Annotated in this window: 12 protein-coding genes and 1 pseudogene; 11 read left to right on the forward strand and 2 right to left on the reverse strand. The window is 72.1% G+C overall.

What is annotated here, in order from left to right:
• Positions 1-333 (reverse strand): annotated as a pseudogene (locus ACWEVO_RS15245) (hypothetical protein); the annotation flags it as partial.
• Between the two features lie 88 nt (positions 334-421).
• On the opposite strand from ACWEVO_RS15245, the gene ACWEVO_RS15250 reads away from it, so the two are divergent.
• The 4 genes from ACWEVO_RS15250 to ACWEVO_RS15265 all read left to right on the forward strand — a co-directional run bounded on the left by ACWEVO_RS15250 (position 422) and on the right by ACWEVO_RS15265 (position 5,056).
• Positions 422-1,294: a hypothetical protein gene (locus ACWEVO_RS15250; protein WP_452308145.1), complete on the forward strand. Its 873-nt coding sequence runs from the start codon at positions 422-424 to the stop codon at positions 1,292-1,294.
• A 7-nt stretch (positions 1,295-1,301) separates the two neighbouring features.
• Positions 1,302-2,153 carry a hypothetical protein gene (locus ACWEVO_RS15255; RefSeq protein WP_452308146.1) on the forward strand — a complete coding sequence of 284 codons (852 nt, stop codon included), beginning with the start codon at positions 1,302-1,304 and terminating at the stop codon, positions 2,151-2,153.
• A 105-nt stretch (positions 2,154-2,258) separates the two neighbouring features.
• The gene (locus ACWEVO_RS15260; protein ID WP_452308148.1) at positions 2,259-3,569 is read left to right on the forward strand and encodes an aspartate aminotransferase family protein; all 1,311 of its coding nucleotides are present in this window, start codon (positions 2,259-2,261) and stop codon (positions 3,567-3,569) included.
• The gene (locus tag ACWEVO_RS15265; RefSeq protein WP_452308149.1) at positions 3,566-5,056 is read left to right on the forward strand and encodes a CoA-acylating methylmalonate-semialdehyde dehydrogenase; all 1,491 of its coding nucleotides are present in this window, start codon (positions 3,566-3,568) and stop codon (positions 5,054-5,056) included. Before ACWEVO_RS15260 ends, ACWEVO_RS15265 begins: the two co-directional genes overlap by 4 nt.
• Here ACWEVO_RS15265 and ACWEVO_RS15270 read toward each other — a convergent pair.
• Positions 4,992-6,374, reverse strand: a complete 1,383-nt coding sequence (locus ACWEVO_RS15270) for an acyltransferase family protein (RefSeq protein WP_452308150.1) — start codon at positions 6,372-6,374, stop codon at positions 4,992-4,994. The two genes, ACWEVO_RS15265 and ACWEVO_RS15270, sit on opposite strands and share 65 nt — an antisense overlap.
• Before the next feature lie 204 nt (positions 6,375-6,578).
• Between ACWEVO_RS15270 and ngcE the strand changes: the two genes are divergently transcribed.
• From ngcE to ACWEVO_RS15305, 7 genes are all read left to right on the forward strand, one after another.
• Positions 6,579-7,994, forward strand: a complete 1,416-nt coding sequence (gene ngcE, locus ACWEVO_RS15275; protein WP_452308151.1) for an N-acetylglucosamine/diacetylchitobiose ABC transporter substrate-binding protein — start codon at positions 6,579-6,581, stop codon at positions 7,992-7,994.
• Between the two features lie 67 nt (positions 7,995-8,061).
• Complete coding sequence (locus ACWEVO_RS15280; protein ID WP_452308152.1) at positions 8,062-8,970, forward strand: carbohydrate ABC transporter permease; 909 nt, start codon at positions 8,062-8,064, stop codon at positions 8,968-8,970.
• A gap of 5 nt (positions 8,971-8,975) precedes the next feature.
• On the forward strand, positions 8,976-9,872 hold the full coding sequence (locus ACWEVO_RS15285; RefSeq protein WP_452308157.1) for a carbohydrate ABC transporter permease: 897 nt from the start codon (positions 8,976-8,978) through the stop codon (positions 9,870-9,872).
• Positions 9,873-9,958: 86 nt separating this feature from the next.
• Entirely contained in the window at positions 9,959-10,495 is a 537-nt protein-coding gene (locus tag ACWEVO_RS15290; protein WP_452308153.1) for a hypothetical protein, read from the forward strand.
• 89 nt (positions 10,496-10,584) lie between these two features.
• The gene (locus tag ACWEVO_RS15295) at positions 10,585-10,959 is read left to right on the forward strand and encodes a VOC family protein (RefSeq protein ID WP_452308154.1); all 375 of its coding nucleotides are present in this window, start codon (positions 10,585-10,587) and stop codon (positions 10,957-10,959) included.
• 1 nt (position 10,960) lies between these two features.
• On the forward strand, positions 10,961-11,275 hold the full coding sequence (locus ACWEVO_RS15300; RefSeq protein WP_452308155.1) for an ArsR/SmtB family transcription factor: 315 nt from the start codon (positions 10,961-10,963) through the stop codon (positions 11,273-11,275).
• Positions 11,268-11,699 (forward strand): SRPBCC family protein, encoded by a 432-nt coding sequence (locus tag ACWEVO_RS15305; protein ID WP_452308156.1) that lies wholly within the window; start codon positions 11,268-11,270, stop codon positions 11,697-11,699. The genes ACWEVO_RS15300 and ACWEVO_RS15305 overlap by 8 nt, the downstream gene beginning before the upstream one ends.
• Positions 11,700-12,320: the final 621 nt, after the last annotated feature.

A 12,320-nucleotide genomic window follows, 5' to 3' on the forward strand; every position in this document is an offset into this window, starting at 1 on the left:
GAGCACCAGCAGGTGGGCGTAGCGGGGCAGGGCCGGCGAGGCGGGCCGGACCAGGCCCAGCGCGTCCGCCGCCGCCAGCACCAGGCGGGCCGTCGCCGGGTCGAAGGCCGGCTCCCGCGCGTCGGGGCGCTCCCGGCCCTCCCGGAAGTCCCAGTGCCGGGCGGAGAAGTCGTCCAGCCCGGCCAGCACCGCCGGCACGTCCCCGGCCGGCCAGTCGCCGCCGAAGTGCCGGACCAGCCCGCGCAGCGGCGGCGACTCCACCCAGGCCCGTACCCCCGCGGCGAGTTCCACCCCGGTCGTCCCGGCTGGCAGCGCCACCTCCGTCGTCCGCACCCGGCGGATGCTACCGGCCGCCGGCAGGTGGGGACCGGCCGTTGTGGATCGTGGCTACCCTGGTGCCGGGACGGGACCGGAGGGGCCGATGGCGGGTGACGTGGTGCGTCGACGTTCCAGGGGACGGGCCGGGCCCGCCGACGGCTTCGCCCGGCTGGTCGCGCACACCGACCCGGTCGCGCTGATCGGCATCACGCTGTCCATCTTCCTGTCCGTGACGCTGGACCTGACCAACGCGGCCACCGGCGTCGAGTCGCTGCTGGCCGGGCTGATGGGCATCACCATCTCGCTGCTGGTCGACTCGCTGGCCCGGGCCGAGCGCCGGTTCCACCTGCGCACGCTGCTGGACGGGCCGCCCTGGCTGGTCCGGGCCACCCCGCAGCTCGCCGGCGCGGTCCGCGAGGCGGCCGAGCGGCACGCCGGGACCCGGGTGGCGGCCGAGGCGCAGCGCCGCTACGAGGAGTTCCGGCTGGCGGCCGAGCAGCTCGCCGCGGGCCGGATCATCCGACCCGGGGACGACGACGAGGACCTGGTCGGAGCCACCCGGGACTGTGCCCGTGAGCTGCTCGGGCTGACCAACGTGATGCCCCGGGTCAGCGGCGAGCTGAGCTGGTGGCGGGGGGAGATCGGCCGGCGGTACTGGGAGGCGAACCTGGCCGCCCTGGCCCGGGGCGTACGGATCACCCGGATCTTCGTCTACGCCACGCTCACCGACGAGCTGACCGACCTGGTGGAGCAGCAGCGCCGGGCCGGCGTGCGGGTGGGCCTGCTCCCGTTCGCCGCGGTCGGTTCGCACCTGCACGTCAACCTGACCCTCTGGGACGGTTCGAGCTGCTGGGAGGCGAGGATGACGGCCCACGGCGAGATCAGCGAGAACCAGTTCTCGGTCAACCAGGCGGACGTGGACCGGTTGACCCGGATCTTCCGGCTCTGCGCCGACGCCGCCACCTTCGAGGACTGAGCGGCCCGTGACCTGGGGTGCCGTGGTCGTAGTGACCGCCGTGGTCTGGGCGGTCAGCCTGATCCAGTCGGTCCGGGTCCGCGCCTTCATCTACAGCCTGCCGCTGCCGATGACCCTCGCCCTGGTCGCCACCGGGCACCGGGTGAACGGGGCGCAGCTGCTCGGCGTGCTCGGGCTCAACCTCTTCTTCCTCACCGTGGCGGTCACCCACCGCCGGTGGCGCTGGCCGATCCTCCTCGCCGACCTGGCCGGGGTCGCGGCGTACGTGGCGTTGAGCGTGGGGCTGCGGGCGGTGCCACCGCCGTTCGAGGTGGCCCTCGCCGGCACCGTGGCGCTCTGGGCGGTGGCGATGGCACTGCTCGGGCGCCGGCCGCCGACCGCGCCGGTGTCCGCGGCGGCGGCGCAGCCGCCGGCCGAGCGGCGGGGCGGGCTCGCCGCGCCGGTCAAGCTCGCCGTGATCCTCGTCGGCGCGGTGCTCACCGGGCTGCTCGGCGAGCTGCTGCGCGGCATGGTCGTCACCTTCCCGTACGCCGGGGTGCTGGTCGCCGTGGAGGCGCGCCGGCAGCTGGTCGACTTCACCCGGCACTTCGCCCGCAACAGCCTGGCCCTGGTCGGCTTCCTCGCCGGCTACCACTACCTCCAGGACGTCTCGCCGGGCGCCGCCCTGGCCGCCGGCTGGGCCGCCTTCGGGCTGCTCGCCGCCGCGCTGCACCTGCCGCCCCGCGGGTCGGCCCGGCCCGGACCGCGGGCCGCCCCGCTCCGGCACCGGGTACGGATCGAGTGGTTGACCAGCCGGAAGGCCAGCGGAAAGGTGGGTGTCGAGCGCGTTCGGCTCCGGAAACCGCGGTGGGATGGTTGACGTGGTGTCAGGCGTGGGCGGTCGCTGCGCTACAGGGTGACAGTTGTCCCGGCGGTCACCCGGTGAGAGCGTGCGAGGACCAACCGCCGCTGAAGGGTGCGCCGAATGACCTCCGACGACCTGCTGGCCCGGCACCGGGCCGTGCTCCCGTCCTGGATGCCGCTCTACTACGCCGAACCGATCGAGCTGGTCTCCGGCTCCGGCCGCCGGGTCACCGACGCGCAGGGGCGCAGTTACCTGGACTTCTTCGGCGGCGTGCTGACCAACATGGTCGGCTACGACATCCCGGAGATCCGCGAGGCGGTGGAGCGGCAGCTGCGCACCGGCATCGTGCACAGCTCCACGCTCTACCTGATCCGGCAGCAGGTGGAGCTGGCCGAGAAGGTGGCCCGGCTCTCCGGCATCCCGGACGCCCGGGTGTTCTTCACCAACTCCGGCACCGAGGCCAACGAGGCGGCGCTGCTGGTCGCCACCAACTACCGCCGTTCGCACCAGATCCTCGCCGTGCGCAACAGCTACCACGGCCGCTCGTACGCCGCGATGGGCGTGACCGGCAACCGGGGCTGGACGGCCAGCGCCCTCAACCCGCTGCAGGTGGCCTGGCTGCACTCCGGTGAGCGGCTGCGCGGCCTGCTGGCCCGCCTCGACGAGGGCGACCGGATCGACGCGGCGGTGGAGGACCTGCGCGAGGTGCTCGCCACCCAGACCGCCGGCGACGTGGCCTGCCTGATCGCCGAGCCGATCCAGGGCGTCGGCGGCTTCGTGCACGGCCCGGACGGGCTCTTCGCGGCCTGGAAGAAGGTGCTCGACGAGCACGGCATCCTGCTGATCAGCGACGAGGTGCAGACCGGCTGGGGGCGTACCGGCGAGCACTTCTGGGGCTACCAGGCGCACGGGGTCACCCCGGACCTGATCACCTTCGCCAAGGGCATCGGCAACGGCTTCGCGCTGGCCGGCGTGGTCGGCCGGGCCGACGTGCTGGAGTCGGTGCCGGCGATCAGCTTCTCCACCTTCGGCGGCAACCCGGTCTCCACCGCGGCCGGCAACGCCGTCCTGGACTACCTGCTCGAGCACGACCTGCAGGCCAACGCCGCGCGGGTCGGCGCGATCCTCGGCGACGGGCTGCGCGCCGCCACGGCCGACCTCGACTGCGTCGCCGAGGTACGCGGCAAGGGCCTGATGCTCGGTGTCGAGTTCGTCCGCCCGGGCACCGCCGAACCGGACCCGGCGCTGACCACCCGGGTCTTCGAGGCCTGCCGGGCCGGTGGCCTGCTGGTCGGCAAGGGCGGCCTCTACGGCAACGTGGTGCGGATGGGCCCGCCGCTGACCCTGACCGAGGATGAGGCCCGCGAGGGCCTGGCCATCCTGGTCGACGCGATCCGGACGTCGGTGGCAGCGGTGGAGGTGGCGGCATGAACAGCATCGGGCACTACATCGACGGCAAGCGGGTGGCCGGCGACTCCGAGCGGCGCGGCGACGTCTTCGACCCGGCCACCGGCCGGCGTACCGGTCAGGTGGCGCTGGCCTCCGCCGCGGACGTGGCGGGTGCCGTGGAGGCCGCCGAGCGGGCCGCGCGCGCCTGGCGGGACGCCTCGCTGGCCAAGCGGACGGCGGTGCTCTTCGCCTTCCGCGAGCTGGTCCACGCCCGCCGCGACCGGCTCGCCGAGGTGATCACCGCCGAGCACGGCAAGGTGCTCGCGGACGCCGCCGGGGAGGTGCAGCGCGGCCTGGAGGTGATCGAGTACGCCTGCGGCATCCCCGCGGCGCTGCGCGGCGGCTTCAGCGAGAACGTCTCCACCGAGGTCGACTCGTACAGCCTGCGGCAGCCGCTCGGCGTGGTGGCGGTGATCTCGCCGTTCAACTTCCCGGTGATGGTGCCGCTCTGGTTCATCCCGGTGGCGGTCGCCTGCGGCAACGCCGTGGTGCTCAAGCCGAGCGAGAAGGACCCGAGCGCGGCGCTGCTGCTGGCCGAGTGGTTCACCGAGGCGGGCCTGCCCGACGGCGTGCTGAACGTGGTCAACGGCGACAAGGAGGCGGTCGACGCGCTGCTCGACCACCCCGGGGTGAAGGCCGTGTCGTTCGTCGGCTCCACCCCGGTCGCCCGGTACGTGCACCAGCGCGGGGCGTTGAACGGCAAGCGGGTGCAGGCGCTCGGCGGGGCGAAGAACCACATGGTGGTGCTCCCCGACGCCGACCTGGACCTGGCCGCCGACGCGGCGGTCAACGCCGGCTTCGGCTCGGCGGGGGAGCGGTGCATGGCGATCTCCGCGCTGGTCGCGGTCGAGCCGGTCGCCGACGCCCTGGTCGCGAAGATCGCCGAGCGGATGGCCGGGCTGCGCACCGGGGACGGCCGGCGCGGCTGCGACATGGGACCGCTGGTCACCGCCGCGCACGCCGAGCGGGTCCGCTCCTACGTGGAGTCCGGGATCGCGGCCGGCGCGGTGCCGGTGGTGGACGGCCGGGCGGTCACCCCGGACGGGGAGCCGGACGGTTTCTGGCTGGGCCCGACCCTGTTCGACCACGTCACCCCGGAGATGTCCATCTACACCGACGAGATCTTCGGCCCGGTGCTCAGCGTGGTCCGGGTCGGCTCGTACGACGAGGCGGTGGACCTGGTCAATGCCAACCCGTACGGCAACGGCACGGCGATCTTCACCAACGACGGCGGGGCCGCCCGGCGGTACCAGCACGAGGTGGAGGTCGGCATGGTCGGGATCAACGTGCCCATCCCGGTGCCGATGGCCTACTACTCCTTCGGCGGCTGGAAGGCCTCCCTCTTCGGCGACCTGCACGCGCACGGCGCCGACGGGGTCGCGTTCTTCACCCGCGGCAAGGTGGTCACGAGCCGGTGGCTCGATCCCCGGCACGGCGGAGTGAACCTCGGCTTCCCCACCCAGACCTGAGCAGTCGCAGCGCCCCCGCCCCGGCCAGGTACGCCACCAGCGCCGGGGCGGGCAGCCCCAGCGGCTCGGGCGCCACCTTGCGGGTGAGGCTGTTCAGCAGCAGCCCGGCGACGATGCCCGCGTACCCGGCGACGGCCAGCGCCGTGCGCCAGGCACGAGGCGGCGCGGCCCCGGTGGGGTGCCGCCGCGACCGGGCCTCGATCGGGCCGAACACGGCGACCAGGGCGGCGAGCACCACCGCGAGGGCGAGCACCCAGGGGATCCGCCAGGCCCACCAGGCCGCCGAGCCGACCCGGGGGGTGGGCAGCGCGCCCAGCGCGTCCAGCAGGCCGACCAGCAGCACCGCCGCGGTCAGGTGCCAGAGGAAGACGGTGAGCACCACGGCGTTCACCGCGATCACCGCCTGCCAGGGCCCGGACCGGTGCAGCCACCGCTCGGCCGGGCCGCGCAGCAGCAGGATCAGCCCGAGCTGCGCGGTGGCCGCCGCGAGCAGCGCCACGCTGGGCGGCGCCGCGTTGTCCAGCCGGGCCCCGGGCACGTTGAGCATGACCACCGGGTACGGGCCGACGACGGTCAGCAGCACCAGCGCGGCCAGCCCGCCGGCCAGCAGCACCGCCCCGGCGCGCCGGGACAGCGGCAGTCGCCGGCGGCGGGGCAGTTCCGGTGAGCGGGCGTCGTACCAGGCGAAGCCGAGCTGGTGGACGGCCAGCCAGCCGAACAGGTAGTTGCCGGTGGCGAGCCCGGCCGGGCCGAACAGCCGGCCCAGGTCGCCGAGGGCGACCAGCCCGACCAGCGCCGCCGGCACGGCCAATCCGAAGCGCCGGTGCAGCGCGTACATCGGCGGGGTCAGCGGCACCACGACCAGGTACGCCACCAGGAACCACAGCGGGATGGTGGCGAACCAGACCACGGTGCGCACCTGGACCGGGTCGGCGTGCCGGAGGCTCGCCACCGCCGCGCCGACCGCCAGCACCACCAGCAGCGCGGTGGTCGGGCGGACCAGCCGGGCACTCCGGTCGACCAGCCAGCCGGTCGCATCGCCGCCCCGGTTCCTGCGGGCGGTCAGCGAGGCGGCGTTGGCGTACCCGCCGACCAGGAAGAACACCGGCATCACCTGGGCCACCCAGGTCAGCGGCCAGGCCCAGGGGAGGTCGCCCAGGGCGGAGTGCCCGGTGGGCCGTCCGGCCCGGTCGTACCCGATGACGGTGATCCCCCAGTGACCGAGCACGACCATGGTGATCGCGAGGGCCCGGAGCAGGTCGGCGTAGCGCTCCCGCCCGGCCGGCGTGCGCTCGGCGAGCTGCCGCAGGCGGCGCATGAGATCAGGCTATGCCAGCCGCTGCGGACCGGTGGTGATAACGGTTCGGTCGTCGGGTCTTGTGGTCCACGCTCCACTGTCGTAGAAATTCTTCATCAACTTCAAATGAAGTGAAGACGAGCAACACCAGACACCCCCGTGCCTCGATGCCGCGGCCGCCGTCCCCCCTCGGCCGGCCGCCCGTACCCGAACCGAGGAGATGCGATGAACAGGCGTGAGATTCTCCAGCGCACGGCTGCCGCCGGCCTGCTGGCCACCCCGGCCGCCGGCCTGCTCGCCGGCTGTGCCACGTCCGGCGGCGACGACAAGGGCAACACCGGCGCCTACAAGGGCACCAAGAGCGAGCAGAACCCGCTCGGGGTCAAGGAGGACGCCCCGCTCGAGGTGGTGATCTTCAACGGTGGCTTCGGCGAGGAGTACGCCAAGGCCCACGAGGCCATGTACAAGGAGAAGTACCCCAAGGCCGAGATCAAGCACTCCGCCACTCAGGAGATCAACAAGACCCTCCAGCCGCGGTTCGTCGACGGCACCCCGCCGGACGTGGTCAACAACTCCGGCGCCGGCCAGATCGACTTCAACGGTCTGGTCAGCCAGAACGCCATCGCGGACCTGGGCGAGCTGCTCGACGCGCCGAGCCTCGACCAGCCCGGCAAGAAGGTGCGGGACACGCTGCTGCCCGGCGCCGTCGAGGTCGGGTCGTACGACGGGAAGTTCCTGGTCCTCAACTACACCTACACCGCGTACGGCATCTGGTACTCCACCAAGCTCTTCACCGAGCGCAACTGGCAGTACGCCAAGACCTGGGACGAGCACATCGCCCTGTGCAAGCAGATCAAGGCCGCCGGCATCGCCCCGTGGACGTACGCGGGCAAGCACCCCCGCTACATGAGCTGGCCGCTGATCGCGAGCGCGATCAAGCTCGGCGGGCCGTCGGTGGCGATGGCGATCGACAACCTCGAGCCGAACGCCTGGAAGTCCGACGCCATGAAGGCGGCGGCCGACGCCTGGTACCAGATCGTCAAGGACAAGTACATCCTGGACGGCTCGCCGGGCCTGGACCACATCCAGTCGCAGACCGCCTGGTGCCAGGGCAAGGCCGCCTTCATCTCCTGCGGTTCCTGGCTGGAGAACGAGCAGGCCAAGGTCACTCCGGCCGGGTTCAACATGACGATCGCGCCGACGCCCAGCCTGACCAGCGGCGACAAGCTGCCGTTCGAGGCGATCCGGGGCACCGCCGGTGAGCCGTTCATGGTGCCGGCCAAGGCGAAGAACGTCGCCGGCGGCCTGGAGTACTTCCGGGTGATGCTCTCCAAGAAGGGCGCGCAGGACTTCACGAAGAAGGTCTCCAGCCTCACCGTGGTGGCCGGCACCACCGAGGGCGTCGAGCTGCCGTTCGGTCTGACCACCGTGGTCAAGGCCCTCGAAGCCTCCGGCAGCAACGGCTTCAACTGGGTCTACAACAACTACTACCGCAAGCTGGAGCGCGAACTGGTCGACGCCGCCTGCGGCGAGTTCTTCAGCGGCCGGAGCACCCCGGCCGAGTTCCTCGACGCCTGCCAGAAGGGCGCCGACACGATCGCCCAGGACAGCTCGATCAAGAAGTACAAGCGGGCCGCGTGACGCCCGGCCGGTGGGGGCGGGCAAGGTACCGTCCCCACCGGTCCACCGCTGGGAAGTAGGTCTTCTTGTGAGGCATGGCAAGTACCCGCTGATCGTCACCTTCCTGGTGCCGCCGCTGGTGCTCTACGGCGTCTTCGTGCTCTCGCCGTACCTGCAGGCGTTCCAGATCTCCACCACCAACTGGCTGGGCTACTCGGCCCACGCCGACCCGGTGGGGATGGCGAACTTCCGCACCCTCTGGCACGACGGCCAGGTGTGGAACGCGATCAAGAACAACGCGATCATGCTCGCCGTGGTGCCGGTGCTGACCATCGGGCTCGGCCTGTTCTTCGCCACCATGCTCAACATGGGCGGACGCAAGGGCCGCGCCGGGGTGACCGGCGTCCGTGGTACGGCCGTCTACCGGATGGTCTACTTCTTCCCCCAGGTGCTCTCCGTGGTGATCATCGCGCTGCTCTGGAAGGAGGTCTACCACCCCAACAACGGCCTGCTCAACGGCGCGCTGCGGGCGTTCGGCCTGCCCGCGCCCACCTGGCTCGGCGACCCGCGCACCGCGTTCTGGTGCGTGCTGGCCGTGATGGTCTGGAGCAACGTCGGGTTCTACGTGGTGCTCTTCGGCGCCGCCATGGCGGCGATCCCGCGCGACATCTACGAGGCGGTGCTACTCGACGGGGCGTCGCGCTGGACCACGCTGCGCCGGATCACCGTGCCGCTGCTCTGGGACACCGTGCAGGTCGCCTGGATCTACCTGGCCATCGCCGCCCTGGACGGCTTCATCCTGGTCCAGCAGATGACCAACGGTGGACCCAACTTCTCCTCCGACGTCATCGGCCTGCGCATGTACGAGACCGCGTTCGGCAGCGAGAGCAAGTTCGGCTACGCCTCCGCCATCGGCGTGGTGATGCTGTTCCTGACCCTGTCGGTCGCGGTGCTGGCGCTGCGTACCGGCCGTCGTGATCGGATCGAGTACTCGTGACCACCATGGATCGCCCCGCCACCGCCGAGGCGGAACAGGCCCGGCCCGCCCGCGCCGACCAGGGCCCGCCCCGCGACCTGGGCGTGGCGAACCTCTTCTCGCACGGGTTCCTGCTGCTCTGGGCGGCACTGACCGCGCTGCCGCTGCTGTGGATGTTCCTCAGCTCGTTCAAGAGCGACGGCGAGATCCTCTCCGACCCCTGGGGACTGCCCGGCGCGCTGCGCTTCGAGAACTGGTCCCGCGCCTGGACCGAGGCGCACATCGGCCGGTACTTCCTGAACAGCGGCATCGTGGTGGCCGGCTCGCTCACCCTCACCATGCTCCTCGGCGCCACCGCCGCGTACGTCTTCGCACGGTACGAGTTCCGCGGCCGGCAGGTGGTCTACTACCTGTTCGTCGGCGGGATGATGTTCCCGGTCTTCCTGGCCCTGGTGCCGCTCTTCTTCGTGGTGCGCAACGCCGGCCTGTTCGGCACCTGGACCGGCCTGATCCTGGTCTACGCCGCCTACTCGCTGCCGTTCACCGTCTTCTTCCTGACCGCGTTCTTCCGGACGCTACCGACGTCGGTCGCCGAGGCGGCGCTGATCGACGGGTGTGGGCACTTCCGGCTCTTCTTCCGGGTGATGCTGCCGATGGCGCGACCGGGACTGATCAGTGTGGCGATCTTCAACTTCCTCAGCCACTGGAACCAGTTCATCCTGCCGCAGGTCCTCATGCAGGGCGACGACTCCAAATGGGTGCTGGCGCAGGGCCTCACCGCGCTCGCGGTCAGCCAGGGCTACCAGGGCGACTTCTCCGGCCTGTTCGCGGGTCTGACCATCGCCACCCTGCCGGTGCTGGCGGTCTACGTCGCGTTCCAGCGGCAGATCCAGACCGGACTCACCGCCGGCCAGCTCAAGTGAGGTCGTTGCCACAGGCAACGGGGCAGCGCGACGGCTGAGGCCTCCTCTATGGTGGGCCGGCACCGTTATCGATCGACAGGAATCACATGTTTCTCCTCATCTACGAACTGTTGCTGCTGCTCGGCGGCATCGCGATGATCGTCGTCGGCCTCGCGCTGAAGGAGCAGTCCACGCTCTCGCGGGTCGCCAACATCGTCGTCGGCATCGCCTTCTTCTGCTACGGCTTCTACCTGATGTTCCTCTTCGACGGTGGTAGTTACCGAGTCTTCATCTACGTCTTCATCCTGCCGATCCTGCTGATCGTGCAGGCGTTCAAGTCGCGCAAGGAGGCCCAGGAGGCGGCGCAGGCACAGCAGTTCGCCGGGGCCCCGCAGGCGGGCCAGTACGGCCAGCCGGGCCAGTACGGCCAGCCCCAGGGTCAGTACGGCCAGGTCGCCCCGGGCCAGCAGCCGTTCCCCGGCCAGCCGGGCCCGGGCTACCCGGCGCAGCCCGGCCAGCCGGCCCCGCAGGGTCAGTACGGCCAGCCGCAGCCGCAGTACGGCCAGCCCCAGCAGCCGTACGGCCAGCCGCCGCAGCAGCCGCAGTACGGCCAGCCGCAGGGGCAGCCCTACCCCGGCGCCTGACGTTCGTCCTGGTCGCGGGCCGGTCGACGAGGTCGGCCGGCCCACGATCGACTTGACCGGTAGGAAATCTCCTACCTATTGTGGTGCTCATGACCGTGACCCACGTGAAGCTCGTCTCCGTACCCGTCAGCGACCAGGACCGGGCCCGCGACTTCTACCTCGACGTGCTCGGCTTTGACCTGATCTTCGACAACCCGATGGGGCCCGGCGGCCGCTGGATCCAGGTGGCCCCCAAGCGCGCCGACACCGCCCTGACCCTGGTCACCTGGTTCCCGAGCATGCCGCCCGGCTCCCTCAAGGGCCTGGTGCTGGAGACCGACGACCTCGACGCCGACGTGGCCCGGCTCCGCGAGCGGGGGGTCGTCTTCGCCGACGGCGGCATCCAGACCGCCCCCTGGGGCCGGTACGCCACCTTCGACGACCCGGACGGCAACGGGATCGTGCTCCAGTCGACCCGGGTCTGACGTGGCGGACGTCTTCGCGGCACTTGCCAACCCGACCCGGCGTGAGCTGCTCCGGCTGCTGCTGGAGCGCGGCGAGCAGCCGGTGCAGCAGCTCGCCGACCACTTCGACATGCGCCGGCCCAGCCTGTCGGAGCACCTGCGGGTGCTCAAGGACGCCGGCCTGGTGACCGAGCAGCCGATCGGCCGGCAGCGGTACTACGCGCTGCGCCCGGAGCCGTTGCGCGAGGTCTCCGACTGGCTCGGGCCGTACGAGCGGTTCTGGCGGGCCCGCCTCGCCGACCTGCGCGAGGTGCTGGACGGGCTGCCCGATGAGTGAGCCGGCCACCATCGCGGTGGACCAGTTCCTGGCACACCCGCCGACGAAGGTCTGGCGGGCGTTGACCGATTCTGATCTGCTGGCCCGCTGGCTCATGCCGAACGACTTCCGGCCGGTACGCGGGCACCGGTTCACCTTCCGCACCACTCCGCGGCCGGGTCAGGGCTTCGACGGCCTGGTCCAATGCGAGGTGCTGGAGCTGGACGAGCCGCGCCGGCTGCGCTGGTCCTGGCGGGGCGGCCGGCTGGACACCGTGGTCACCTGGACGCTGGTGCCCGAGGGGCGGGGCACCCGCCTCTTCCTGGAGCACACCGGCTTCGACCCGGAGGACCCGGTGCAGCGCCGCACGTTCACCCTGCTCGACGGCGGCTGGCGCAGCCACGTCTGGCCCCGCCTGGCCCAGGCTCTCGCCGACCTCGCCTGACCGTCCATTTGGTCTGCGAAGGCGCGGGCCCGCGAGCAGCGGTGACCGGCGGTGAGCGGCGCAGAGCCGGGCCGGTCGGCATCCGTCGGCGGGCGGGCTGCTGGGCCGGTCGCCGCTCGGCGTCCCTGGGCGGATGGGCGGTTGGGCCGGATGCCGGCCGGCCTTCGTGCGCGGGCGGGCCACCGGGCCCGCGACGGCCACGCCGAGCCGGCCCGCAGGCGTGCGGGTGCTCCGGGGCGCCTGTCGAGCTGAGTCGTCCGTGATATCGGTGTCCCCAGGGTGGCGTGCCGCCCGCTACAAACTTGATGACGCAGATGGATCGGTCGCTGCCCGCGCCCGCGTGCGGGCACGGTCACAGCCACGGCTTGAGTCGTTCACGTCATCAAGTTCGTAGCCTCCGACGGGCGGCTGTCCGGGCCGGCGTCCGGCTTCCCGCCGGGCCTCGGGCATGGGGCCGCCTGTAACGGGGGGCAGGATCAAGCAGCCACTCTTCCACGGAGCGGGCCGTCCACCACCTCGTCCCGCCCCGGCCCGCGGCCGTCCCGGCGAGCGGGCGGTCTTCCAGCCGGCGGCGAGTTCGGCCGGCGGCGACCGCGTCGAGCCTGCTCGGGGCGGCAGAGC

It is taken from the genome of Micromonospora sp. NPDC003776, from assembly GCF_053605645.1.